This is a genomic window from Micromonospora sp. MH33 (genome assembly GCF_003013775.1).
Taxonomy (GTDB): domain Bacteria; phylum Actinomycetota; class Actinomycetes; order Mycobacteriales; family Micromonosporaceae; genus Micromonospora; species Micromonospora fulviviridis.
This window is the reverse complement of the sequence record NZ_MUYZ01000002.1, coordinates 44,006-68,254: the sequence shown is the minus strand read 5'-3', so window position 1 is coordinate 68,254 and position 24,249 is coordinate 44,006. Positions and strand designations below refer to the sequence as shown.

General features: G+C 70.9%; 20 protein-coding genes. 14 read left to right on the top strand and 6 right to left on the bottom strand.

Annotation, left to right across the window (positions count from 1 at the left end):
• The first annotated feature begins 21 nt into the window (after positions 1-21).
• Positions 22-957, top strand: a complete 936-nt coding sequence (locus B0E53_RS00810) for an ion transporter (RefSeq protein WP_348639637.1) — start codon at positions 22-24, stop codon at positions 955-957.
• 231 nt (positions 958-1,188) lie between these two features.
• Here the strand turns inward: B0E53_RS00810 and B0E53_RS00805 are convergent, their stop codons facing one another.
• Entirely contained in the window at positions 1,189-2,061 is an 873-nt protein-coding gene (locus B0E53_RS00805; protein ID WP_107074151.1) for an LLM class F420-dependent oxidoreductase, read from the bottom strand.
• 290 nt (positions 2,062-2,351) lie between these two features.
• Between B0E53_RS00805 and B0E53_RS00800 the strand changes: the two genes are divergently transcribed.
• Genes B0E53_RS00800 through B0E53_RS00790 form a run of 3 tightly spaced genes read left to right on the top strand, consistent with a single transcriptional unit; the run spans position 2,352 to position 5,493 of the window.
• On the top strand, positions 2,352-3,236 hold the full coding sequence (locus tag B0E53_RS00800; protein ID WP_107074150.1) for a sugar ABC transporter permease: 885 nt from the start codon (positions 2,352-2,354) through the stop codon (positions 3,234-3,236).
• The gene (locus B0E53_RS00795) at positions 3,233-4,063 is read left to right on the top strand and encodes a carbohydrate ABC transporter permease (protein ID WP_107074149.1); all 831 of its coding nucleotides are present in this window, start codon (positions 3,233-3,235) and stop codon (positions 4,061-4,063) included. Before B0E53_RS00800 ends, B0E53_RS00795 begins: the two co-directional genes overlap by 4 nt.
• 47 nt (positions 4,064-4,110) lie before the next feature.
• Positions 4,111-5,493 carry an ABC transporter substrate-binding protein gene (locus B0E53_RS00790; RefSeq protein WP_210405841.1) on the top strand — a complete coding sequence of 461 codons (1,383 nt, stop codon included), beginning with the start codon at positions 4,111-4,113 and terminating at the stop codon, positions 5,491-5,493.
• Between the two features lie 61 nt (positions 5,494-5,554).
• Here the strand turns inward: B0E53_RS00790 and B0E53_RS00785 are convergent, their stop codons facing one another.
• Genes B0E53_RS00785 through folE form a run of 3 tightly spaced genes read right to left on the bottom strand, consistent with a single transcriptional unit; the run spans position 5,555 to position 8,678 of the window.
• The gene (locus tag B0E53_RS00785) at positions 5,555-6,745 is read right to left on the bottom strand and encodes a glycerophosphodiester phosphodiesterase family protein (RefSeq protein WP_107074147.1); all 1,191 of its coding nucleotides are present in this window, start codon (positions 6,743-6,745) and stop codon (positions 5,555-5,557) included.
• Between the two features lie 48 nt (positions 6,746-6,793).
• A complete protein-coding gene (locus B0E53_RS00780) occupies positions 6,794-8,053 on the bottom strand; it encodes an FAD-dependent oxidoreductase (RefSeq protein ID WP_107074146.1) in 1,260 nt (419 codons plus the stop codon).
• A gap of 28 nt (positions 8,054-8,081) precedes the next feature.
• Positions 8,082-8,678 (bottom strand): GTP cyclohydrolase I FolE, encoded by a 597-nt coding sequence (folE, locus tag B0E53_RS00775; RefSeq protein ID WP_246835140.1) that lies wholly within the window; start codon positions 8,676-8,678, stop codon positions 8,082-8,084.
• 103 nt (positions 8,679-8,781) lie between these two features.
• Here folE and B0E53_RS00770 point away from each other — a divergent pair, with 103 nt between their 5' ends.
• The 7 genes from B0E53_RS00770 (at position 8,782) to B0E53_RS00740 (ending at position 20,537) form a co-directional block, all read left to right on the top strand.
• On the top strand, positions 8,782-9,441 hold the full coding sequence (locus B0E53_RS00770; protein WP_107074144.1) for a helix-turn-helix domain-containing protein: 660 nt from the start codon (positions 8,782-8,784) through the stop codon (positions 9,439-9,441).
• Positions 9,442-9,625: 184 nt separating this feature from the next.
• Positions 9,626-11,098 (top strand): M1 family metallopeptidase, encoded by a 1,473-nt coding sequence (locus B0E53_RS00765; protein ID WP_107074143.1) that lies wholly within the window; start codon positions 9,626-9,628, stop codon positions 11,096-11,098.
• A gap of 135 nt (positions 11,099-11,233) precedes the next feature.
• Positions 11,234-12,814: a TIGR02677 family protein gene (locus B0E53_RS00760; protein WP_210405840.1), complete on the top strand. Its 1,581-nt coding sequence runs from the start codon at positions 11,234-11,236 to the stop codon at positions 12,812-12,814.
• Positions 12,815-12,829: 15 nt separating this feature from the next.
• Positions 12,830-14,047, top strand: coding sequence for a TIGR02678 family protein (locus B0E53_RS00755; RefSeq protein WP_107074141.1), 1,218 nt, complete (start codon positions 12,830-12,832; stop codon positions 14,045-14,047).
• Positions 14,044-18,081 (top strand): TIGR02680 family protein, encoded by a 4,038-nt coding sequence (locus tag B0E53_RS00750; RefSeq protein ID WP_107074140.1) that lies wholly within the window; start codon positions 14,044-14,046, stop codon positions 18,079-18,081. The genes B0E53_RS00755 and B0E53_RS00750 overlap by 4 nt, the downstream gene beginning before the upstream one ends.
• On the top strand, positions 18,078-19,340 hold the full coding sequence (locus B0E53_RS00745; RefSeq protein WP_107074139.1) for a TIGR02679 family protein: 1,263 nt from the start codon (positions 18,078-18,080) through the stop codon (positions 19,338-19,340). Before B0E53_RS00750 ends, B0E53_RS00745 begins: the two co-directional genes overlap by 4 nt.
• A gap of 318 nt (positions 19,341-19,658) precedes the next feature.
• Complete coding sequence (locus B0E53_RS00740; protein ID WP_107074138.1) at positions 19,659-20,537, top strand: alpha/beta hydrolase; 879 nt, start codon at positions 19,659-19,661, stop codon at positions 20,535-20,537.
• A gap of 52 nt (positions 20,538-20,589) precedes the next feature.
• Here the strand turns inward: B0E53_RS00740 and B0E53_RS00735 are convergent, their stop codons facing one another.
• A complete protein-coding gene (locus B0E53_RS00735; protein ID WP_168215158.1) occupies positions 20,590-21,105 on the bottom strand; it encodes an ABATE domain-containing protein in 516 nt (171 codons plus the stop codon).
• A gap of 134 nt (positions 21,106-21,239) precedes the next feature.
• Here B0E53_RS00735 and B0E53_RS00730 point away from each other — a divergent pair, with 134 nt between their 5' ends.
• Both B0E53_RS00730 and B0E53_RS00725 read left to right on the top strand, forming a co-directional pair.
• Positions 21,240-22,163 carry a ketopantoate reductase family protein gene (locus B0E53_RS00730; protein WP_107074136.1) on the top strand — a complete coding sequence of 308 codons (924 nt, stop codon included), beginning with the start codon at positions 21,240-21,242 and terminating at the stop codon, positions 22,161-22,163.
• Between the two features lie 173 nt (positions 22,164-22,336).
• Positions 22,337-22,684, top strand: coding sequence for a hypothetical protein (locus B0E53_RS00725; protein ID WP_107074135.1), 348 nt, complete (start codon positions 22,337-22,339; stop codon positions 22,682-22,684).
• 48 nt (positions 22,685-22,732) lie between these two features.
• On the opposite strand, the gene B0E53_RS00720 is transcribed toward B0E53_RS00725, so the two are convergent.
• Entirely contained in the window at positions 22,733-23,698 is a 966-nt protein-coding gene (locus B0E53_RS00720) for a helix-turn-helix domain-containing protein (RefSeq protein WP_107074134.1), read from the bottom strand.
• A 105-nt stretch (positions 23,699-23,803) separates the two neighbouring features.
• Between B0E53_RS00720 and B0E53_RS00715 the strand changes: the two genes are divergently transcribed.
• On the top strand, positions 23,804-24,232 hold the full coding sequence (locus B0E53_RS00715; protein WP_107074133.1) for a DUF6010 family protein: 429 nt from the start codon (positions 23,804-23,806) through the stop codon (positions 24,230-24,232).
• Positions 24,233-24,249 lie beyond the last annotated feature (17 nt).

The following is a 24,249-nucleotide window of genomic DNA, read 5'->3' as shown; positions in this document are numbered from 1 at the left end:
GAGCGCGGGCGGTTCGAGGCGGTGAGGCCCCCCATCGTGCCCGGACAACGAGGCGCACCGCTTGTCCGGCGGTCCGGTCTGGCGGACCGCTGCCGGCTGATCGCCGACTCGCGCCCCTTCGACGTCGTGATCGTCATGGTCATCATGTTCAACGGGGTCGTGCTCGGCTTCGAGACCTACCGCGACCTCGGTGCGGCGCACCCGGTCCTGCGGTGGCTCGAGTGGTTCTTCCGGCTCGTCTTCGTCGTTGAGATCGGGATCCGCGTGCTGGCCTACGGTCGTCGGCCGCAGGACTTCTTCCGGCACGGCTGGAACGTCTTCGACTTCCTGGTGACGGCCACCATCTTCATTCCCGGTCTGCACGGCGATTCGGGGGTGCTGCGGTTCCTGCGGGTCGCCCGGGTGCTGCGGCTGGTGCGGTTCTCACCCGGTCTGCGCACCATCGTGGCGGCGCTGTGGCGGAGCCTTCCCGGTGTCGCGGGCTTCCTCGCCCTGGCCGCGGTCACCCTCTACATGTACGGCATGGCCGGCTGGTTGATCTTCGGGGAGCGGTACCCGGAGCAGTACGGCGACATCGGCCGCTCGCTGCTGACCCTGTTCGTGCTGCTGTCGCTGGAGACGCTGCCGGACCTGCTCCAGCAGGGCATGGCGGTGTCGCCGTGGACCCTGGTCTACTACGTCAGCTTCGTTCTGATCACGGTGAACCTGCTGCTCAACATCCTGATCGCGGTCATCGTCAACTCCATGGAGGAGGCCCGCCGGCTGGAGATGACCGAGCGGCTGTCACCGGACTACGACGAGGACGGTGACGGGATCCCCGACGAACTCGACCGCATCGCGCTCACCCAACGGTTGGACGACCTGCGCGCCGTCATCGTCGAGCTCGAGCGGGAGCTGCGGATCGACCGCGAGGACGGGCAGGGCCGACCGCGACAGATTCGTGAGCCTGCGGGCTGACGCCGGGCGCGACGGGGGATTCGGCCTGGCCGGTGGCGGGGGTCGTTGACATGCGGGACGGCATCGAGTTCCACGATGTTCTTCCACGGGTCGTCCTTGTCGGACTGGGGCATGCGACCGACGACGGGGGATCGCGGCGACGGCTCAGGCCCCGCCCGAGTCGTCGCCGTGCTTCGGGTACGGCGGGGCGATCAGCTGCTCCACGTCCGGCTGGTGGCCGAGTCCAGAGGATCAGGCGAGTTCGGCGAGCCGCACGGCGACCTGTTGCTCGGCCAGCTCCTGCGCGAATTCCACCGGGTGGCGGTCGGGCATCGTCTGCACCTCGGTCGCGCCGAGCGCCGCGTACTCGGCCACCTCGGCAACGAACGCGTCGACGTCGGGCAGGGCCGGTCGCATGACCAGCACGGTCTTGTCGATGCTGCCGTAGTCCCGGCCTTCGGCGGCGCAGTGCTCCCGCAGTACGTCGAGCTTGTGCGCGACCTCCGCGGGACTGTTGCCGAACAGGTTGCAGGCATCGGCGTAGCGGGCCACGAGCCGCAGGGTCTTCTTCTCGCCGCCGCCGCCGATCATGATCGGGGGGTGCGGTCGGCTGATCGGCGCCGGCACGTTCAGCGTCTCCGCCAGCTGGTAGTGCCTGCCGTCGAACCGGCCGTTGTTGTCGCTCCACATCTGCAGGCAGATCTGCAACGCTTCCTCGAGCCGTTCGAAACGCTCCGTGACCGGGACGTCCGGTACGCCGAGGCCGCGCTGCTCACGGTCGTACCACGACGCGCCGATGCCGAGCCGCGCCCGCCCGCCGGAGAGCACGTCGAGCGTGGTGACGATCTTGGCAAGCAGGCCCGGGTAGCGGTACATCACCCCGGTGACCAGGACACCGAGCGTCATCCGTTCGGTCTTGGCCGCCACGTAACCGAGGGTCGTGTAGGCCTCGAGCATCGGCTCCTCGGCGGAGGTGGTGAACTCCATCTGGAAGTAGTGGTCCATGACGGTGAACGCGGACACGCCCGCCTGCTCCGCGATCCGGGCGGTCTCCGCCAGGGTCCCCGCCATCTCGGACGGGTCGGCGGGCGTGGAGAAGTTCCAGTAGTGCAGACCGAGCCTCATCGCCCATCCCTTCACGTCCCTGGGCCAACTGGCATTATGCCGGGCGGTCGGCCTGTGCACCGTCAAACGGCCTGGTGACGAACGCCAGTCTGCCGTCCAGGGCCGGATCTTGCCAGGGTCGAGGATCGACCACCAGTGGAAAGAAATTCCAGCTCCGGGTCCCGCACGGAAGGATTTCTTTCGGTCGATGCCGTTGGTACTGTGCTGCCGTGCCGCCCCCGCCTACCGTCAGCGCCCCACCGGATGACCGCGCGCCGACCACAGAGTCCACACCCTCCACAGTCCGACGAATGGCACCTGCGCGCCTCGCCGAAACCGGTCTCGGGTGGCTGCTGCTGTTGCCGTCGGTCGTCGTCTTCGCGCTGTTCGTGTTCTGGCCGCTGGGGCGCACCCTGTACCTGTCCGTGCACGGCAACGACCTCTTCGGCGCCCCGTCGATGTACGTCGGTGCGGAGCACTACCGGGAGATGCTGTCCGCCGAGTTCGGCAAGGTGCTCGCCACGACGGGCCTGTTCACGTTGTTCTCCGTGGTGCCGGCCGTCCTGGGCGCGCTGGTCGTGGTGCTGCTGCTGGAGGCGCGCATCCGCGGCGTACGGGTGCTGCGCACCGCGTTCGCGCTGCCGTTCGCCTTCTCGGTGGCGACCGCGTCGGTCGTCTTCGCCGTCATCTACAACCCGGCGATCGGTGTGGCGAACGGCCTGCTCGGATCCCTCGGGATCGACCGGGTCAACTGGCTCACCGACCCGTCCATCGCGCTGCCCGCCGTGGCCGCCGCGACGGTGTGGATGAACTTCGGTTACAACGTCCTCGTGCTCTCCGCCGGCGTCGCGGCGATCTCACCCGAGGTGGTCGAGGCGGCGCGGCTGGACGGCGCGACCGGCTGGCGGCTGGCGTCCCGGATCACCGTGCCGCTGCTGTCTCCACAGCTGTTCTTCCTCGTCGTGGTGTCCACGATCCACGCGTTGCAGAGCTTCGGGCAGATCCACATCCTGACCAAGGGTGGCCCCGACCAGGCCACGACGACGCTGGTCTACTCGATCTACGAAAAGGCGTTCGCCTTCGGGTCCTCCGACTTCGGATCAGCCAGCGCTCAGGCCGTCGTGCTGCTGGTCGTCATGCTCGGCTGCACGGCCGTCCAGTTCGGCGTCCTCGAGCGGCGGGTCCACTATCGATGAAGAAGCTCAGTTTCGGGCAGGTCGCCGTCTACGTCGTGCTCGGCCTGGCCGCGATCCCGGTCCTGTTCCCCATCTACTACGGCTTCGTCGGCGCCGTGATGGGTCCCGGTGACCTGGCGACCTACCCGCCCGCGCTGGTGCCGCACGACCTGCATTGGAAGAACATCACCGACGTCTTCGACTCAGTGCCGCTCGGCCGCTTCTACGTCAACTCGGCCATCCAGGCCGGGGTCATCACGGTGGCCCAGATCGTCACGAGCATCCTGGCCGCGTACGCCTTCGCGTTCCTTCGCCTGCCGGCGAAGGCGGCGACCTTCGCTCTCTTCCTCGCCACCCTCATGGTGCCGTGGGAGGCGATCATCATCCCCAACTACCTGGCCATCTCCGGCTGGGGCCTGGCGCGGGGCAGCCTCACCTACCTCGGGCTCGTGCTGCCCTTCCTCGCCTCGGCGTTCGGCACGTTCCTGCTGCGCCAGGCATTCCTGCAGTTCCCCACCGAGTTGCGGGACGCCGCGGTGATCGACGGGTGCGGCCACTGGCGCCTGCTGTGGCGGGTCATCGTGCCCCTGTCCAAGCCCTCGATCGCGGCGGTCGGGGTCTACGTCTTCCTCTCGGCGTGGAACCAGTACTTCTGGCCGCTGATCCTGATCCGCGACTCCGACTTCCAGACCCTGCAGATCGGCATCTCGCAGCTCAACGACGCCGAGGTGGCGCAGCCGGGCCTGGTCCTCGCCGGCGTCGCGCTGTCCCTGCTCCCCACCCTGGCCGTCGTGCTCTTCGGCCAGCGCTACATCGTCCGCGGCCTGACCGCCGGCGCGCTGCGTTAATTCTCAAAGAGGAGAAACCCGTGAGACAACCCAGGCTCCGCCGGAGCATGACGGCATTCGTCGCCCTGGTCGCCGCCGCCGCGCTGACGGCGTGCGGTGGTTCCGGGTCCGGCACCGATTCCGGCAAGGACGCCCTCGAAGCGCCCGGCGCGGAGGTGCTCGAGAAGGCCACCGACAAGACCACCATCGAGTTCTGGCACGGGATGAAGGGCGCCAACGCCGCGGCGATCGACAAGCTGGTCGCCGACTTCAACGCCCAGAGCGGTGGCAAGGTCGAGGTCAAGGCCATCTTCCAGGGCAACTACGACGAGACGATCGCGAAGTACAAGGCCTCGGTGCAGCAGAAGAGCACCCCCGCGCTGGTGCAGATCTACGACATCGGCTCCCGCTTCATGGTCGATTCCAAGCAGACCGTGCCGATGTACAAGTTCATCGACAAGGACAAGTTCAACGCGGGCGACATCGAACCGAACATCGCCAACTACTACTCGATCGACGGCAAGCTCCAGTCGATGCCGTTCAACACGTCCACCCCGCTGCTCTACCTGAACAAGGAAGCCTTCGTGAAGGCTGGCCTCGACCCGACGAAGCCGCCGCAGAACCTCGACGAGATCGGGGAGGTGGCGAAGAAGCTGACCGTCAAGGACGCCGCCGGCAAGACCGTCCAGTACGGCTTCGGCGCCGCCATCTACGGCTGGCTGCTGGAGCAGCTCATCGCGACCGACGGCAAGGAGTACTGCGACAACGGGAACGGCCGCAAGGGTCTCGCCACGAAGGTGCAGTTCGACCAGGAGACCGGCGTGCGCGTCGCGCAGTGGTGGGCGGACCTGGTCAAGGGCGGCTACGCCACGAACACCGGCCGCAAGACCGACGACGCCCAGGCCGCCTTCAAGGCCGGCACGGTGGCGATGCACCTGGAGTCCACGGGCGCCATGCGTGGCTACATCGACGCGGCCAAGGGCAAGTTCACCGTCCTCACCGCGCCGTACCCGAAGGCGAACAGCTCGGCGACGGGCGGGCCGATCATCGGCGGCGCCTCGCTGTGGATCAACGGCGTCGGGCACAGCGACAAGGAGAAGCGGGCCGCCTGGGAGTTCGTGAAGTTCGCCGCGAGCCCGAGCCAACAGGCCAAGTGGCACACCGGCACCGGGTACGTGCCGGTCAACGCCAAGGCGCTCGACGAGCAGATCGACAAGGACTGGGTGGCGCAGTACCCGCAGTTCAAGACCGCCGTGGACCAGCTGCACGCCCTGCCGCCGTCGGTGGCGTCGGCCGGCTGCCTGCTCGGCGTGATGCCGCAGGCCCGCAAGGCGTCCGAGGACGGCCTGGAGGCGGCGATCGTCGGTAGCAAGCCGGCCGACCAGGCCATGAAGGACGCCGCGGCGAGCGTGAAGCCCGCGATCGACAGTTACAACAAGTCGGTCAGCTGACCAGCGGGTCTGAGAGGGGCCGGCTCCGGCGGAGCCGGCCCCTCTTCGTGTCTCCGCCGACTCAGATGACGTAGGCGTAGAGGTCGACGATGGCGCCGTCCGCGCGGTGCAACCCGGCGGAGTCGCCGTTGGTGCCGTTCCAGAACGCGGTGGCACGCCCGTCGTGGTAGGCGGTCGCGTCGTCGGTGCCCGGGCCGGTGTGCACCCGCAGTAGCCCGCCCGGTGGGATGACGTGGCCGTCGCCCACCACGATCCGGTTGGACGCCTGGTTGCGCAGGTACCAGCCGCAGACGTCCACCGGCTGGTCGGAGACGTTGCGCAGCACGACGTGCTCGCCGGGGGAGTGGTACCTGATGTCCTCGATGACCACGCCTGCCGCACCGCGTACCGGGCCGCGGCCGTGCAGCATGTCCGTCAGGGCGTACGGGTAGTTGGTGATCATGCCGTCGACGCCGAGGTCCAGGGCCCACCGCCAGAGCTCCGGCGAGTCGACCGTCCACGGCACCAGGGCCATGCCCGCCTCGATGACGCGGGCCGCGTCCTCGGGCCGCAGCCGGCGGATGTCCGGGTTGACCGAGAAGATCCACCCGCCGAGGTCCGTCAGCTTCCCGCCCGCCGGCACGCCGTAGGTGATCAGCGAGACCGGGACATCGGGCAGCCGCGTGTGGAAGTCCCGGAGGGCCTGCTCATTGAAGGAACCGACGATCAGCGGCCGCGGGCGGGCGCCCGGCTCGATCCAGTCGCGACGCCGGCGCAGCCGGGCGACGACCGCCTGCGCCAGCCCGGGATTCACCGCGGGCGACTTCAGCTCGAGGTTCAGGCCGACCCGACCCCCGAGCAGGTCGAGCAGTTCGTCGAAGGTGAGGATGTGCTGGCCGCTGAATTCGGCCTCGTACCACCCCCCTGCATCAAGTTTCTTCAGCTCGGCGAGGGTGAAGTCGCGCACGTTCCAGGGTGCGCGGTCCGCGAATGCCAGCCGGGCGTCGGTGGTGCGGGCGAGCGTCACATCGTGGATGATCACCAGCTCCCCGTCGGCGCTGAGCTGGACGTCGGTCTCGATGTAGTCGGCGCCCTCGGCGATCGCGAGCTCGAAGGCGGCCGCGGTGTTCTCCGGCGCCATCCCGGACGATCCGCGGTGCGCATACGTCGCGGCGCGCCTGCCGCCACGGCTGACCCGCGGTGCCGCGCCGCCCCGGGGAACCGGAGCCGCCGCCGGCCTGGCACGGGGCCTCGATGACGGACTCGTGCTCATCCAGGAACTCCAGGGGAACGGACCGACGCCGCAACCTACCGCCCGACCCTAACCGGTCTGAGTGCCGGGTGCGGCCGCCGGTGGCTGCAGCTCGTCGAGCGGCACGTCCGGGTCGGCCAGCCGGTCGACGTCGACCGGCCCGGCCGCCGCGACGAGCCGCCGGATCGACGGGACCACGTCCCACACGTTGACGTTCATGCCGGCGAGCACCCGCCCGCCGGCGGTCCAGAAGGCGATGAACTCGCGCTTGGCGAGGTCGCCCCGGACGACGACCCGGTCGAACGCCCCGGGCGGCGCGTGTCCGACGTACTCCATGCCCAGGTCGTACTGGTCGGTGTAGAAGTAGGGCAGGTCGTCGAAGCTGACCGCCTGACCCAGCATGGCGCGTGCCGCCGCCGGGCCACCGTGCAGGGCGTTGGCCCAGTGCTCGACGCGCAGGTGCCGGCGCAGCACGGGATGGTAGGCGTTGGCGACGTCACCGGCGGCGTGGATTTCCGGGTCGGCGGTGCGCAGGGACGCGTCGACGACGATCCCGTTCTCGACGGTGAGGCCCGCCGCCGTCGCCAGCTCGGTGCTCGGCCGTACGCCCACGGCCACCACCACGGCGTCGGCGGGCAGCTCGGTGCCGTCGGCCAGCCGGACCGAGGAGACGCGACCGGTGCCGCGGATCTCGTCGACCTCGGCGCCGAAGTGGAAGGTGACGCCGTGGTCCCGGTGCAGGTTGGCGAACACCCGGGCGATCTCGTCGCCGAGGACCCGGCGCAACGGCAGCGCGGCCGTCTCGACGACGTCGACGGTGGCGCCGCGCTTCCGGGCGGCCGCGGCGACCTCCAGGCCGATCCACCCCGCTCCGACGATCACGAGGTGCGCGCCGTCGACCAGTGCCGCGGCGATCCGGCGGCTGTCGGCGAGGGTACGCAGCCGCAGCACCCCGTCCAGGTCGACGCCGGGTGCCGCGAGGTCGCGGGGCGTGGCGCCGGTGGCCAGCAGCAGCTTGTCGTACCGGATGTGCTGGCCGTCGGCGAGCCGGACCTCGCCGGCGGAACGGTCGACGGCGACGGCGCGGGCGGTGGTCCGCAGGTCGACGTCGTGCGCGGCGTACCACCCGGCCTCGTGCACGTACACGCTGTCGGGTTCGGCGCCGCCGGTCAGCAGACCCTTGGACAGCGGCGGCCGCTCGTACGGTCGCTCCGGCTCGTCGCCGATCACGACGATGCCGCCGTCGAAGCCCTCCTCCCGCAGCGTCTGCGCGGCCCGCGCGCCGGCGAGCCCACCTCCTACGATCACGAACGTGCCGGTCTTCGGCATCGGTCCAGCTCCTTTCGGGGTGCGTCGATCAGCGGGGGCCGACCCCGGCCAGGGTGAAGAACTCGGCGCGCGAGCGGTGGTCGTCGCGCAGGGTGCCGAGCAGGGTGGAGGTGATGGTGCTGCTGCCGACGGCCTGGACGCCGCGCAGTGTCATGCACAGGTGTTCGGCTTCGATGACCACGCCGACGCCGCGCGGGCGCAGCTGGCCGGTCAGCCAGTCGGCGATCTGTTTGGTCAGGCGCTCCTGGACCTGCGGGCCGTGGGCGAACAGCTCGACCACCCGGGCCAGCTTGGACAGACCCAGGATGCGCTCCCCGGGCAGGTAGCCGACGTGCGCGACGCCGACGAACGGCAGCAGGTGGTGTTCGCAGACCGACCGGATCGGGATGGCCCGGGCCAGCACCAGCTCGTCGTAGCCCTCGTCGTTGTCGAAGGTGGTCAGCTGGAACTCGCGCGGGGTGAGCAGTTCGGCGTAGGCGCGGGCCATCCGGCCCGGCGTGTCGGCGAGCCCGTCGGCGGAGAGGTCCACGCCGAGCGCGGCCAGGAATTCCGCCGCCGCCCGTTCGGCGGCGGCCGGGTCGCGGCGGGGACGCTGGTGGTGCACTCGTAGCGCGCTGACACTCACTCGGACCCCCAGGTATTTTAACCAACGCTCATTGGTGATAGCGATCATGCTGCCCCACCGTGTCCGGAATTTCAATAGCCCTCGTTGGTGATAACCTTTCGCCATGAGCACCGGGGAGCGCTGGAGCGCGATGGCCGCGCTCGTCGACCGGTCCCGGCGGGCGCTCTACGACTACGTGTGCCGGGCCGATCATCCGGTCACCCGCGAGGAGGCGGCCGAGGCGCACGGCATGTCCCGCAACCTCACGGCGTTCCACCTCGACAAGCTCGTCGAGTCGGGGCTGTTGCGGGCCCGCTACGAGACGCCGGCCGATCAGCCCCGCGGCCGCGGCCGGACGCCGAAGGTCTACGAGGCGACCAGCGACGGCGTCGCGATCACCGTCCCCGAGCGGCGCTACGAACTCATCGCCGAGATCCTCGCCGACGCCGTCGCCGACGACCCGCACGACGCCCCCGAGGCGGCGCGGCGGCATGCCCGGCAACGCGGCCAGGAGATCGGAGCACGGGTACGCGAATCCGGCGAGGACCTCGTCGTCGCACTCGCCGGCCTCGGCTTCGAGCCCGAGGCGCTCGGCGATCATGTGTTGCTGGGCAACTGCCCGTTCCACGTCCTGGCCACCCGGCAGACCGCCCTGGTGTGCGGGCTCAACCACGCGTTCCTCGCCGGCATGGTCGACGGCGCGGGACGTACCGACCTGCTGCCCCGGCTCGCGCCGCGTCCCGGGGCCTGCTGCGTCCGGTTGGACGGTGCGCCGGACCGGTAGCCGGTCACGGCGCGACGAGGACCTGCGCGTCGATGAGGACCGGCCGCCCTGCTGCCGCGCTTCTTCGTGATCGCCCGCAGGCGTTGGTCGCGTTCCTCCACGGTGGCCTCCGCCGACCGCCGGGCCCCCACCGGGAAGTGGCGAGAGCCCCCACGGAAGTGGATCTCTGCCGTATGGTGCGCTGATGCGTCGCCGCGTACCCCTCACCCTGCTTGTCGCACCGCTGCTCGTCACGGCATGCACCAGCGATCCGGCCGCCCCGGCCGCCGGCTCGTCCGCCCCCACGGCCACCCCGAGCCCGACCGCCCCCGCCGTCGACTACACCGCCTGGCAGGCCGGGCGCTCGACCCCGGTGGCCGACAAGATCTACCCGGCCCGGGGCACCGACGCGCTGGACGTCCTGCACTACGACCTGGCGTTGGACTGGGCGCCGTCGACCAGGACCCTCACGGGCGCCGCCACCCTGCGGATCCGGCCCACCAAGGACGCCACCGCCCTGGTCCTCGACTTCATGCCCTACCAGGTCGACGAGGTGACGCTGGACGGCACGACGGTCACCGGCACCGTCGCCAAGGAGAAGCTGACCGTGACCGCACCGGTCGTCGCCGACCAGCCGGTGACGCTGGTGGTCAAGTACCACGGCAAGCCGAAGACCACGCCGATGCCGTCGCACCGCAAGGACGTGGAGGACCTGGGCCTCACCGTCACCAAGGAGGGCGGCCTCTGGACGATGCAGGAGCCGTTCGGGGCCTTCACCTGGTACCCGGCGAACGACCAGCCGTCCGACGAAGCCCTCTACGACATCCGGGTGACCGTCCCGACGGGCTGGTCCGCGATCGCCAGCGGCACCCCGGCCGGGCAGTCCGGGACCACGTTCACCTACCGCAGCGCCGACCCGGTCGCGACGTACCTGACCACCCTGGCGGTCGGCAAGTACCAGAAGCTGACCGCCAAGGGACCCCGGGGCATTCCGCTGACCTACTGGTACCGCAAGGGCGCCGACGACAAGCTCCTGCCGTACCTGAAGAAGTCCCCCCAGTACCTGGCCTGGCTGGAGAAGAAGTTCGGTCCCTACCCGTTCCCGTCCGGTGGGGTCGTGGTGGTGGATTCGGCCTCCGGTATGGAGACCCAGCAGATGATCACGATGGGCCGGAAGATCGAGAACACCAAGGCCCGCCGGGACCGCTGGGGAAGCGACCTGCTGCACGAGTACGCCCACCAGTGGTTCGGCGACTCCGTCACGCCGACCACCTGGACCGACCTGTGGCTCAACGAAGGCTGGGCCCAGTACGCCCAGGACCTGTACACCAAGGAAACGCTGCACCTCAGCGACGCCAGCCTGGACCGGTACCTGCGCGACGCCGACGCCGCCATGCGCAAGAAGCTCGGCCCGCCCGGCAAGCCCAACCCGAAGAACTTCGCCGAGGGCAACGTCTACCTGTGCCCGGAGGCCATGCTCCACGAGATCCACCGGCAGTTGGGTGACAAGGCGTTCTTCGCGCTGGCCCGCGCCTGGGTGCAGGAGCAGCGCAACACCCAGCAGGACCGGGCGTCGTTCATCGCCGTCGTCAACAAGCAGACCGGGCGCGACTTCACCAAGCTCATCAACACCTGGCTGGACTCGAAGACCACGCCGAAGCCGATCACCGTCACCTGAGCCGGGCCGCGACGTCGCGGCCACCAATCCGAGGTCGACCAGCTCACACTGCACCCGGTTGCCGACGTGCGGTGTGATGTCGGTGGCGGCCGGTAACGTGGGGTGTCCGCAGGCGCGAGCAGCACGGGAGGGTACGTGGTCGACGAATCCCGCTCGCGGCCTGCGTTCCGCCAGATACCGGCGGACATGTTCGCCTTCACCACCACCGACCGGGCCGACCTGCACACCGCCGTCATGCAGGTCTTCGGCGACGCCCACGAACGGCTGGTCGCCGCACTGACCTTCGACGAGATCCTCGCCGCCCTGCCCGGCATCGGCTGGTACGAGCCGGTCGCCGACAGTTCGCTGGACTACACGCTCGGGGCTCTGCACAAATACGGGCTGATCGAACGGACGCAGAACCACACCGCCCACTACGCCTCGGCCGCGGAGTACGAGCGGCGGAATCTGCACTACTCGCTGAGCCGCAAGGGGGAGGCCGCCTACGAGGGGGTGCTGCACGCCGTGCAGCACCTGTCCTCGACCGGTGCCCTGCAGACGGCGGTCCTGGACGCCATCCTCGACCGGCTCGGTGAGCTGCACGACCTGCTCGCAGCCGACGGCAGCCCCGATCGCCGCCTGTATGCCGCGCTGATGGAGCTTGAGGGCCACCTCGCCGGCCTGCGGGCCAGCACGAAGCAGTTCAACGGCCAGTTGCAGCGGCTGCTGCGCGCCGAAGGCGCCGATCCGGCCACCTTCGCCGAGGTCAAACAGGCCACCATCGCCTATCTGTCGGAGTTCGTCACCAACCTCGACTCGCGGCGGCACGCGATCTCCGACGCCGTGGCCCGCATCCACGGGCGCGGGGTCACGATCCTGCACCACCGGGCGCTGCGCGGCGCCGACCTTCCCGCGCTACCCGGCGGCGACGACCCCGCACCGCGCTGGCTGGAGCAGCGCGCCGCCCGGTGGGACGGCCTGTGCGCCTGGTTCCAGCCCGCCGACGGCACCAGCCCCCGCATCGATCAGCTCGCCGACGTGGCGCGCCGCGCCATCGTCGCGCTGATGCGGGCCCTGGAGCGGCTGACCGACAGCCGGCGGCGCGGCACCAGCACCGCCGCCGACTTCCGCGCCCTGGCCCGCTGGTTCGCCGCCAGCGACTCCGACGAGACCGCCCACGAGCTGTGGTCAGCCGCGTTCGGGTTGTGGCCGGCCCGGCACACCCACCTCAGCCCGGATGACCCGACCGCGGTGCCGGCCACCACCTCGTGGTGGGACGCCCCGGCGGTACCGGTGTCGCCGCTGCTGCGCACCACCGGCCAGGTGGACAAGGTCGCCCGTACCGCCCGGGTCCGCGACACCGCGCAGGTGCGTCGGCTGCGCCGCGAGCGGGTGGTGGCGGAGCGGGCCGAGCTGGAACGGGCGTGGGCACAGCTGGCGACGCCCGGGCCGGTGCGGTTGTCGGCGTTCGCGCAGCTCGATTCCGGGAGCTTCGCCCGGTTGCTTGAGCTGCTGTCGCGGGCGCTGTCCGCCCCGCAGCGCGACGGTGTCCGGCGGGCGGCGACGGCCGACGGCCGCCTGGTCGTGACCCTCGACGACGCCGGCGCCGACCGGCGCGCCCTGTTGCGCACCCCGCACGGTGTGCTGTCCGCCCCGGACCTGCTGGTCTCGATCAGTGAGGCCCGCTCGGCGGCAACCATGGCCGCGGGCCGAGCGGGTGTGGAGGCGAGCGCATGACCGAAGGCCGCGCACGTGAGTGACCTGCGCAGCGAACTCGACCGGGAGCGGGCGACGGAGCGGGCCCAGGCCATCCGCGCGTTGCTGGCCCGCCCCCTGCTCACGCGTGACACCGGCGCCGACTTCGCCCTCGTGGTGCGGCACCGCGCCGGGCTGGTCACCTGGTTCGACACGCACACCGGCTGGCCGCTGATCGTCGAGCCCCGCGCCGGCTACGCACGGCTGATGAAAACCTCGCCCCGCCCACCGGTGGATCGGCCCGCGCGCCGCCCCCGCGGCGCTCGCACCCCGTTCGACCGGCGCCGCTACACACTGCTGTGCCTGGTCGCGGCGGAGCTGCTCGGCGGGCCGGTGACCACGATCGGGATAATCGCGGAGCGGCTCGCCCAGGCGTCCGCCGCGGAGCCGGACATCGTGGGTTTCGACAGCTCCCGGCACGACGACCGCCGCGCCTACGTCGACGCGCTGCTCGCGCTGGAGGAGTTGGGTGTGCTCACCGCCGTGGACGGCAGCACCGACGCCTACCTGCAGCAGGCCGACGCGAAGGTGCTCTACCGGGTCGACAGCGGACGCCTGGTCCGGCTGCTCGCCGCCCGGCAGGCGCCGTCGCGGCTGACCGACGGCGACATCGGCGCCCTGGTGGTCGAGCCGCGCTACGGCGGCGCCGACGACCCCGCGGCCGACGTGTCGGACGAGCAGCGCAACCGCTGGCTGCGGCACTCCATCGTCCGCCGGCTCCTCGACGACCCGGTGGTCTACGTCGCCGACCTGTCCGTGGCGCAACGCGCCTACGCGAATAGCATCACCGGCCGGCGGATGCTGCGCGCCGCGGTGGCCGACGCAGGCATGATCCTCGAAGAGCGTGCCGAAGGCATGCTGGCCGTCGACCCGGACGCCCTCGCGACGGACGAGAGGTTTCCGGTGGGCGGCAGCGTGGCCGGGCAGGCGGCGCTGCTGCTCCTCGACACTGTTCTGGCGGCCCGCCCCGACGCCGTGGGCGAGGATCAGCTGGTCCGGCAGCTGGCCGACCGGTTCACGGCCGTACCCGGGTGGGCGCGGACCTACCGCTCCGACGGCGGACCCGACCGGTTGACCGGCGAAGCCCTCGCGTTGCTCGCCCGGTTCGGGCTCGTCGACCGGGCCGGCGGGGCCGTCCGTGCGCTGGCCGCCGCCGCCCGCTACGCGGTCAGCCGACCCACCGTCGTCACGCCCGCACAGAGGAGCCGCCGGTGACCGTTCTGACCCTGCCCGCCGGGGGCGCCCCCACTGCCGGGCTGCGCGCCGACCGGTGGCAGCCCACCCGCGCCGGCGTGCTGAACATCTGGCGCTACTACGACGAGGTGTTCACCTTCCACCGCGGCCGGTTGCTGCTGCGCGGGCCCAACGGCACCGGCAAGTCCAAGGCGCTGGAGCTGCTTCTGCCGTACCTGCTGGACGCGAGCCTGCGCCCCGCCCGACTCTCCACGTTCGGCGGGTCCGAGCGCACCATGCACTGGAACCTCATGGGTGATGGCTACCCGCACACCACCCGGGTGGGCTACGTGTGGCTGGAATTCGGACACGGCGGCGACGAAACGCGCTGGTTCACCTGCGGAGCCCGGCTGGCCACGTCGACCAACACCCGTACCGTCGACGCCACCTACTTCACCACCCGGCTGCGGGTGGGCGAGCCCGACGGCCTGTCCCTGGTCAAGGAGGGCAACGTCCCGCTGACCCGTCAGGACCTGACCCAGGCGCTCGGCGACGAGGGCGGCGTGCACACCGGCGCCGAGTCCTACCGGCGGGCCGTGCGGGAGACCCTGTTCCGCGGGCTCAGCGAGACGCAGTATGAGGCGCTCATTGCGACGCTGCTGCAACTGCGCACCCCGAAGCTGTCCGAACACCTTAACCCCGACGCGCTGTCGGAGGTGCTGTCGAAGGCCCTGCCGCCGCTGGACGCCGCCGACCTGGCCGAGATCGCCGAAGGCTTCGAGCAGCTGGATCGGCGCCGCGAACGCCTCGCCCGGCTCGACGAGGAGGTCACCGCCGCGCGTCGGCTGGCCGAACGCCAGCAGCGCTACGCCCGGCGTGCCATGCGGCGCGGGGCGGCCGAGGTCATCGCCGCCACCACCCAGCTGGACAACGTCACCCGTGATGCCCGCCACCGCCGCCAGGAGCACGCCGCCGCCGCCGACGAGCTGACGCAGGTGAGTGCGGCCATCACGGCCAACGAGCGCGAGCAGACCGTCACCGAGGAACGCATCGGTGGCCTGCGCGACAGCGACGCCTACCGCGAGGGCCGCCAGCTCGACGACCTGCGTAGGGAGGCTGCTGCCGCCCGGCGCAGCGCCGCCGACACCCGCGCGGCGGCGGACAGCCGGCGTGCGGAGGCGGCCCGCGCCACAGAACAGGCCGAACGCCTTGCCGCCGAGGTCACCACGAGCGCCGCGCAGACCAGCAGATCATGGCGTGACACCACCGCCGCGGCGCTCGCCGCCGGAATGGCCACCCTGGTCGAACCCCTCGCCGCCGACACCACCGACCGGGCCAGGAACCTCCTCCGCGGCATCATCCGCGGCCGGGAGGAGGAGATCGCCGCCGTCGGCGCCGCGATCGCCATCCACCAGCGGGCGGTCAGCGAGCGCGACCAGGCCCAGGCGCGGCGAGAACGACGAACCACCGAACGTGACTCCGCCGCCGCCGCACTGCGGCAGCTCTCCCGTGCGTACGACGACGAGGTGGCCGCCCTGCGCGAGGCCGTTGTCCGGTGGGCGTCTGAGTGTGCGGTGCTCCCGGTCACCGGCCGGGCAGCCGAACTGGCCGACCTCGCCGGCGACGAGGACACCCTCGGCACCCTGCTCGGCGAACTGGCCGCCACCGTGCGCGAGCAACTCGCCGCCGCGCACGCACAGCAGCAAGCCCGTGACGACGAACTGCGCCGACGGCGCGAACCCCTCGCGGCACGCCTGACCGAGCTCTCCACCACGGCTACCTCCGAGCCGGCACTCTCGCTGCTGCGCAGCGCACCCCGTCACGAGCGACCCGGCGGCCCGCTGTGGCGGCTGGTCGACTGGCGTGGCGGGGTGCCGAGCACCGTGCAGACCGCCGTGGAAGCAGCGCTCGAGGCATCGGGCCTGCTCGACGCCTGGGTCTGGCCCGACGGGTCGGTGACCTCGGACCGCCGCGGCCACGACACCTACCTGGCCGCCGCCATCGCCCTGCCCGCACCCCACGACTCCCTGCTCGTGGTGCTCAGTCCCGACGAACGGGCGCCCGTAGCGGCGCCGGTTGTGGCCGCGGTGCTCGGCGGCGTGGCGTTCGGACCGACCCGACCCGACCACATCGCCGCTGTCGGCGCGGACGGCACCTGGCGACTCGGTCCGCTCTACGGCAACGCCGGCAAACCGGACGTCGAGTTCCTGGGCGCGGCGGCCCGGGAACGCGCCCGGCGCCGACAGATCGACGAGCTGACGGCCCGAGTCGCGGACCTCGACGGCGAACGCGCCCGGATCAGCGAGGCGACCCGGCAGTTGAGCGAGCGGCGCCACCTGCTGCAGACGGAGTTCGCCGCCCGGCCCGACCACCGCGGCGTCACGCGCGCGGCCGATCAGGTCACCCGCGCCGAGCTGAAGCTCGCCGCCGCACAGGACCTCCTCGACGAGGCCGGCCGGGAAGCGGCCACCACGGACGACGCCGTTCGCGCCGCTCTGCGCGACCTGACCCTCGCGGGTTCCCGCCACGGCCTGCCCACCGCCGTGGCCGATCTCGACCGCCTCACCGACGCGCTGCGCACCCTGCGTCAGGCGGCCGACGGTTGGTTGGCCGACCGCAGCCGGCAGGAGAGCATCACCGCGCGGCGCGACGACGCTCGGGACACGGCCGATCGCGCGGCCACCCTCGCCGAGGAGGAAGCGATCCGCGCCGAGACCGCAGAGGATCGCGCCGCCGGTCTCGCGGCCCGACTCGAGGCGGTGGAACGCACCGTCGGCGTGCAGTACCGGGCGGTCCTCGACGAGGTGCACCGGCTGCGCGGTCACCTGGAAACCCTGAAACAGGACCTGCAAGGCTTACGGCCCCGCCACGACACCCTCATCGGGCAGCTGCACGACCTCAATGCCCGCGCTGAACGCGCCGAACAAGACCGCGACGCCGCTGCCGCCGTCCGCGACACCGCAACCGGCCACCTGACCCGACTCGTCGACCTCCTCGGCCCCGACGCGGCCCTCACCACCGACCTCACCGGCGTCGGCGGCGTCACCGCAACCCTGCACGTCGCGCGCCAGATCGCCGAGGAGATCGGCAGCCTCGCCCACGGTCCCCGCCACCTCCGTCAGGACGAAGGTGAACTCGGCAACGTCCTGCACGTCATCGCTGCCTCGCTGGCCGGCTACGCCGACCTGGCCATGACACCCGACGAACAGTGTGACGTGCAGATCGTCACCGCAACCGTCGACGGCCTGCCGACCACCCCCACCGCGCTGGTGCACCGGCTCGTGTCCGAACGCGACGACATGCGCGCCCACCTCACCGAAGAGGAACGGCAGCTGTTCGACCGCACCCTGACCGGTGACACCCGCCGTCATGTCGCCCTGCGTATCCGCCAGGCGGCCGACCTCGTCCGCGACACCAGCGCCCAGCTCGAACAGGTCCGCACCGTGTCCGGCCTCGGCGTCCGGCTGATCTGGGAGGTCAACAGCGACCTCGACCCCCGCCTGCGGCAGGCCCGAGAACTCCTCCTGCAGGACCCGGCGCTGCTGACCGACGCCCAACGCGTCGCCCTGCACGACTTCTTCCGCGCCCGCATCGACGACATCCGCAACGCCGGCTCCAACGACGGCTGGGAGCAGCAGCTCAGCGAAGCCCTCGACTACCGGCGGTGGCACCGCTTTGTCGTGCAGATCCGCTCCGCCGCGGGGGGCTGGTCACCCGTCACCCGCCGACAACACGGCGCGAAGTCCGGCGGCGAGAAGGCCATCGTCCTGCACCTGCCCCTGTTCGCCGCCGCCGGAGCCCACTATCGCGCCGCACCGACCGCGCCCCGGCTGATCCTGCTCGACGAGGTTTTCGTGGGCGTCGACCAGACCAACCGTGGACAGCTGATGGGCGTGCTGAAAGCCCTCGATCTCGACCTGCTGCTCACCTCCGACCAGGAATGGTGCACCTACGCCGAGGTCGACGGCATCGCCATCCACCAGCTGATCGCCGGCGCGGAGGACGGCGACGACGCCGTCACCACCGCCCGCTTCGTCTGGACCGGTCACGACGTGCTGGCCGACGACCCGACATGACGGCGGCCCGGTTCGACCGCCCCGACCTCGCCCCGTTGTGGGCCGAGGCTCGGCGTCGGTTCGAGGCCACCGACGGCCCGGTGACCCGAGTACGGCTGCAGGCTCTGCAACCAGACGAGCGGGCCGCACTGGCGGACCTCCTCGGCCTCGCCCACACCCCCGACCCGGAGGTGACCGTTCCCCTCCGGACGCTCGACGCCATCCTGCGCGCGGCCACCGGCGGACTGGACACCAGAGGTGTGGTCGAGGCGATCGGCGGCCCGATCACCAGCCGGGCGGGACAGCGTCGCCAACGTGCCGCCGAGCGCGCCGAACTCTGGCGCTGGGCACGCGAACACCCGGCCGTCACCGCCGAGCCCGCCCTGCTCACCTGGCTCGACCGGGCCCGTACCGGTGGCCTCGCCGCCGGTGAGGTGTCCACCACCCGCACCCTGCTGAAGCAGGCGTTCGAGGTCCTCGCGGCGCTGCCCGCGGCAGGTGAGCCACTCGCGGTGCTGGCCGCCCGGCTCACCGGTGACTCCCACGCGCTCGACGACGACAGCCGGCTCGGCAAGCTCGTCCTGCGAGCGCTTGCCGCCCTGCACGACGAAGAGACACCGACCGACGCGGAAGGGCGCCGACGGCTGTGGGAGTACTCCGGCATCGCCTGCGACGAACTGTCGACCACCGTCCTCGTCGCCGGGATGCGACCCGACGGCGACAGCCCGCTCGCGCGAGGGCTGCGCACCTGGGCGGATGCCGGTGAGGGATCCCTGATCACCCTCGCCCAGCTCCGCCACCATCCCATCGGTCAGCTGCCCGGGCCGGTGTTCGTCGTCGAGAACCCGGCGGTCGTCACGGTTGCGCTGCGACGCTTCGGTGCCTCCTGCCCACCCCTGGTCTGCACGGCCGGCTGGCCGAGCACCGCCGCGGTCATGCTGCTGCGCAGCATGTCCGCCACCGGAGCCCAGCTGCGGTATCACGGAGACTTCGACGGGGAGGGGCTGCGGATCGCCGCCCACCTGATGAGCCGGACGAATGCCCAACCGTGGCTGCTCCAGGCTCACGACTATCAGCAAGCCGTTCCGCCCGCCGGTCCGCCCGTCGGCCGAGTCGACGACACGCCGTGGGACCCACAGCTCGCCGAGGTGGTCCGCGCACATGGTGTCGCGCTGCTGGAGGAGATGGTGGTGGACTCCCTGCTAGCCGATATGGCGTCCGGGTCGGGTACGTCACGCCGACGGAAGGCGTATCAGGAGGATGTGACCCACAGGGTGTGACAGTCAGACTCACTGATCTCAATTGCTGTCCGCAGTCTCGAATCAGGTGCGCTCGCGGGGCGCATCGGCCTGATGCGGAGGAATTCGTGGTTCGCTGGCGCGCCCGCTGAGGTGGCCGACCTGACTTCGTCGGGATCAGTTTCGAATCCTGGACGCCCGTTCACTCGATCACGCGGAAATCTCCCAGGCGTTCTCTCACCTTGCGTCTTCGCCGCCGGTAACCCTATCGGCAGCCACAAGCAGGGCGTCGTCGCAGAGAATGCTCGCCGCCATACCGGGTAGCCGACCCGTTGCATCTCGATCGAGGGGAGCGGGTCCATGAGCGGCAGGGGTGTGCCACAAGGTTTTGTCGAGCGGCAGTCCCGCACCGGTGCGGTCAACATGAACTACGTCCGCGGTGGCCAGGGTCCTCCGCTGCTGCTGCTGCACGGCTACCCGCAGTCGTGGTACATGTGGCGCCACGTCCTGCCCGAGCTGGCCCGCTCCTTCGAGGTGATCGCCCCGGACCTGCGCGGATTCGGTGCCACCGACGCCCCGAAGGACGGATACGACAAGAAGACCGTCGCCGCCGACGTGCACGGTCTGCTGACGTCAATAGGCCTGGACCATGACCTGCGGATCATCGGCCATGACCTCGGCACGATGGTCGCCTACGCCTACTGCGCGGCCCACCCCGACACGGTGACCCGACTGGTGCTGACCGAGGCGCCCATCCCCGACGAGAGTGTCTACAGCTTCCCCGCCCTCGGCGCGGCAGGCCCGGCCCTGTGGAACTTCGGCTTCTTCAACGTCACCAACGGGCTGCCCGAGAAGCTGACAGCCGGCCGCGAAGAGCTGTGGGTAAACCTGTTCACCGATGCGCTCATGATTCAGAAGGGCAGCCTCACACCCGAGGATGTCGAAGAGTACAGCCGCCACCTGCGCGACGAAGCCCACCGGAAAGCGAGCTTCGAACACTTCCGGGCAATCCCTCAGGACGTCACCGACAACATCGAGCACCGCAAGACGAAGCTGGGCATGCCCGTGCTCGTCATCGCGGCGCGAGCCAGCCTCGGCGACACGATGTCCGAGCAGGTGAAACAGTACGCCACCTCCGTCACCGCCCACGTTCTCGAGGACAGCGGCCACTGGCTGTTCGAAGAACAGCCCAACCAACTCCTCGATCTCGTCCTGCCCTTCCTGCGGGACCAGACCTGACACGGCCCCTCGGCTGAGGCAACCCCGCGTCCTCTACCTCAGGCCGGACGGGTCACACGGCGTCGCGCCGGCGGTAGCGGGCCATCTTGTGGCGGCTCCCGCAGGCCTCCATGGAGCACCAACGGCGGCTGCCCGCCCGCGAGGTGTCCAGGTAGAGCAGGGTGCACGTGTCGCGGGAGCATTCGCCCAGGCGGTCGGCGTGGGGGCCGCCGAGCAGGTCGACGCCGTCGCGAGCCACGAACGTCAGCAGCTTGCCGGCGGTGGGTGCCACGAGACGTTTCGCCGAACCGTCCGCCGTGAGCTGGACCGCGGGTGGCGCCTTGGCCGCCCAGCCGTTCACCACATCGATGGCTCGCCGGTCCAGCGGTTCCTGGGAAACCCGGCCACGCATCAGCCGGTAGAGGGCTTCGCGCAGATCAAGGGCGCTGCGGTGGGTCGAGGCGGAAACCGGCACGGGCATGGCGGTCAGCCCCGCCTCGATGAACCAGCGCGCGAGATCGGCCGGGGCGGGAACGCGTTCGACGCCGGGGTCGCGCCACCGCAGGCCGTGGGTCGCGGTGAAGTCCACCGAGACCCGCCCGCCGACGAACCGGAAGGCCGCCTCATCCTGAAACACCACTCGATGTTACCGGTTCAACCGGTAACGGAGATCACTTCACGCATGCTGTTGTGTTACCGGCTACACCAGTAACGTCTCGGCGCATGAGGATTCTTGTCGTCGGGGCGGGCGCGACCGGAGGCTACTTCGGCGCCCAGCTCCAGCAGGCCGGCCGGGACGTCACCTTCCTCGTCCGGCCCAACCGCGCGGACGTGCTCCGCGAGCGCGGGCTGCGAATCACCGGCCTGGGGACCGAGACCGTGCTTTCGCCACGGCTGCTCACCGCCGCCGACATCGACGGGCATTACGACATCGTCCTCGTCTCGGTGAAGGCCACCGCGCTGTCGGCTGCGATCGACGACGTCGCCGCTGCGGTCGGCCCGCGTACCACGGTGATCCCGTTCCTGAACGGCATGGCGCACATGGACGGGCTGAACGAGCGGTTCGACGAGGACGCCGTGCTCGGTGGCGTGGTCCGCGTCCTCACCACGCTCGACGCCGAGGGTGACATCGTCCGGCTGGGCGCCCTGGCCGAGATCGTCATCGGCGAACAGCAGGGCGGCACGTCGCAGCGCGTCGAGCGGATCGCCGAGGTGCTGTCCAGCGCGGGCTTCGACCTGTCTGTCTCGCCGGACATCCGCGCAGCCATGTGGCACAAGTGGGTCTTCATCAGCACGCTCGGTGCCCTCAACACCCTGGTACGCGGCTCGGTGGGCGACGCCATGGCAGTACCCGGAGGCGACCGCCTCGGCCCGCAGATCGCAGCCGAGGCCGCGGCCGTCGCCGCGGCGGCCGGGCATCCGGTGCCGAAGCAGACCCTCGACAACGTCCAGGCCTTCATGACCCGGCGCGGCTCGGCCGACACGGCCTCGCTCTACCGGGACCTGGTCGCCAGGCAGCCGACCGAGGCCGAGCAGATCTTCGGCGACCTCACGGCCCGGGCCCGTGCGCTGGGCGTACCCACTCCTCTGCTGGACGCCACAACGGTGGCTCTGCGCGTGCACGAACAGCGCCTCAACTGCGGATAATGCCCCGTCATCCAGGCTCAGCCGTTCATTGGCAACGTGGCAGCCGGCTGCCCATGCGTGCGTTCAAGCCGAAGGCTGAGGACTGAAGGCGCACCGTTCGCCTGATAGATCCCTCACGCCTCCATAGGCTTGCTTGGGGACGTAGCGCTATGGGCCTTGGAAGGGATCGGGTCATGACCGACGATCATGTCGCTCGCAACCTGAAGAGCATGGATGAACTAGACTATAAGGGGTGGAACCCGGCGGACTGGAACGGAGTGTTCGCCCACTACCACACCGATGATGTGCTCGTGGACTTGAAGGGGCAACCGCAGACTCACGGCGTCCAGGAGCACATCGATGCCATGAAGGCGTTCGCCGAGAGCACCGGTGGTACGCCGGTCCAGATCAAGTCGCACCCGATCGGGTTCGGGTCGGGGGAGTGGACCTGCGTGGTGGGCGAGTTGGAGGACGGCAGCCGGATGGTGACGGTAGCGAAATGGCGCGACGGCGCCATCGCTGAGGAGTACATCTGGATGTAGCAGATCCCGCCGGCAAGGACGCGGGAGAGGGTAGGGCCCTGCCCGGCTTCATTCACTCCGACGCTGCCCGCATGCCTTTGGCCTGGCGAAGGTGCGCCGGTACGCCGACGGGCTGACGCCGACGAGTTCCTTGAAACGGTCGCGGAACGTGGTGGTCGAGGCGAAGCCCGTCGCCTGCCCAACCCGCTCGACGGGCATGTCGCTGGTCTCCAGCAAGTGTTGCGCCCGGCGCACCCGGTGGTGGGTGAGCCACTGCATGGGCGTGGTCCCGGTCTGGGCACGGAAGCGCCGCAGCAGGGTGCGCACGCTGACGGCGGCCTCGGCTGCCATGTCGTCAAGGTCGATGTCGCGCCCGGCATTGCTGGCCAGCCACTGCAGCAGCGGCGCGAGGGAGCCGCTCGCGGTCGGTGGTTCGTAGGTGATGAACTGCGCCTGGCCGCCGGCGCGTTCCAGCGGCATCACCGAGGCGCGGGCGACATCCGCGGCGACGGCGGCGCCGTGGTCGCGCCGGACCATGTGCAGGCACAGGTCGAGCCCGGCGGCCGCCCCCGCCGAGGTCAGCACGTCGCGCTCGTCGACGTAGAGCAGGTTCGGCTCGACGGTGACGGCGGGATGTCTGCGGGCCAGCTCGGCGGCGGCGGACCAGTGGGTGGTGGCCCGGCGGCCGTCGAGCAGGCCGGCCTCGGCCAGGACGAAGGCGCCCACGCAGATCGACGCCACCCGGGCTCCCCGCGCGGCCGCCGCCCGCACGGCCCTGAGCAGTGGCGCCGAGGTCGGCGCGGCGAGGTCCGCGATGCCGGGCACGATCACCGTGTCCGCCCCGAGCAGGGAGTCGAGACGCCAGGGCGCCCGCAGCACGAAGGAACCCGCGTCGACCTCCCGGCGCTCGGCACACACCTTCACCTGGTAGGCCGGCGCGCCGTCAGGTAGCCGTGCCCTGCCGAACACCTCCAGCGCGGTCGCCAGGTCGAAGCCGACCACCCCGTCGAATGCCGCCACCGCCACCGTGTGCACCCGTCGAAGTTACCCCCGGTCGCCGCGGGCGCCGTGGCGGTGAGCCGTTGATGATTGGCGCTCGCGCCACTGTTCGCCCTGCGGCCCCGGTCGTAGGTTCCCTGCATGATCGTGATCGCGCCCGTGTTGATCGGGCTGACCTACGCCGCGCTGAACTCGTTGATCCCCGCCGTGCACCGCCGACCCTTCAACGCGGTCATGGTCGCCGGCGCGGGCGCCGCCTACCTCAGCGGCGGCTTCGGGGTGTGGGAGCTGCTGTTCACCACGGCGATGACGTACGCCGCCTTCCGAGGGCTGCGGTCCTGGCGGTGGATCGGCGTGGCCTGGCTGATGCACACGGTCTGGGACCTGCTGCACCACCTGTACGGCAAACCGATCCTGCCGTTCGCGGCGCATTCCTCGCTGGGCTGCGCGATCTGCGACCCGGTCATCGCCGTGTGGTGCCTCGCGGGCGGCAGGTCCGTACCGGACCTGTGGCAGTCCTGGGCCCACCGGACGGCAGGCCGTCGCACCTACCCCGGCGACGCGGCGTAGGACCGAACCCGACCGTT

Coding starts and splice junctions, on each gene's coding strand:
- B0E53_RS00805 (WP_107074151.1), bottom strand. CDS start 2,061: ATGAGGCTCGGTCTGCACTACTGGAACTTCTCCACGCCCGCCGACCCG.
- B0E53_RS00800 (WP_107074150.1), top strand. CDS start 2,352: ATGGCACCTGCGCGCCTCGCCGAAACCGGTCTCGGGTGGCTGCTGCTG.
- B0E53_RS00795 (WP_107074149.1), top strand. CDS start 3,233: ATGAAGAAGCTCAGTTTCGGGCAGGTCGCCGTCTACGTCGTGCTCGGC.
- B0E53_RS00790 (WP_210405841.1), top strand. CDS start 4,111: ATGACGGCATTCGTCGCCCTGGTCGCCGCCGCCGCGCTGACGGCGTGC.
- B0E53_RS00785 (WP_107074147.1), bottom strand. CDS start 6,745: ATGAGCACGAGTCCGTCATCGAGGCCCCGTGCCAGGCCGGCGGCGGCT.
- B0E53_RS00780 (WP_107074146.1), bottom strand. CDS start 8,053: ATGCCGAAGACCGGCACGTTCGTGATCGTAGGAGGTGGGCTCGCCGGC.
- B0E53_RS00770 (WP_107074144.1), top strand. CDS start 8,782: ATGAGCACCGGGGAGCGCTGGAGCGCGATGGCCGCGCTCGTCGACCGG.
- B0E53_RS00765 (WP_107074143.1), top strand. CDS start 9,626: ATGCGTCGCCGCGTACCCCTCACCCTGCTTGTCGCACCGCTGCTCGTC.
- B0E53_RS00745 (WP_107074139.1), top strand. CDS start 18,078: ATGACGGCGGCCCGGTTCGACCGCCCCGACCTCGCCCCGTTGTGGGCC.
- B0E53_RS00740 (WP_107074138.1), top strand. CDS start 19,659: ATGAGCGGCAGGGGTGTGCCACAAGGTTTTGTCGAGCGGCAGTCCCGC.
- B0E53_RS00730 (WP_107074136.1), top strand. CDS start 21,240: ATGAGGATTCTTGTCGTCGGGGCGGGCGCGACCGGAGGCTACTTCGGC.
- B0E53_RS00725 (WP_107074135.1), top strand. CDS start 22,337: ATGACCGACGATCATGTCGCTCGCAACCTGAAGAGCATGGATGAACTA.
- B0E53_RS00715 (WP_107074133.1), top strand. CDS start 23,804: ATGATCGTGATCGCGCCCGTGTTGATCGGGCTGACCTACGCCGCGCTG.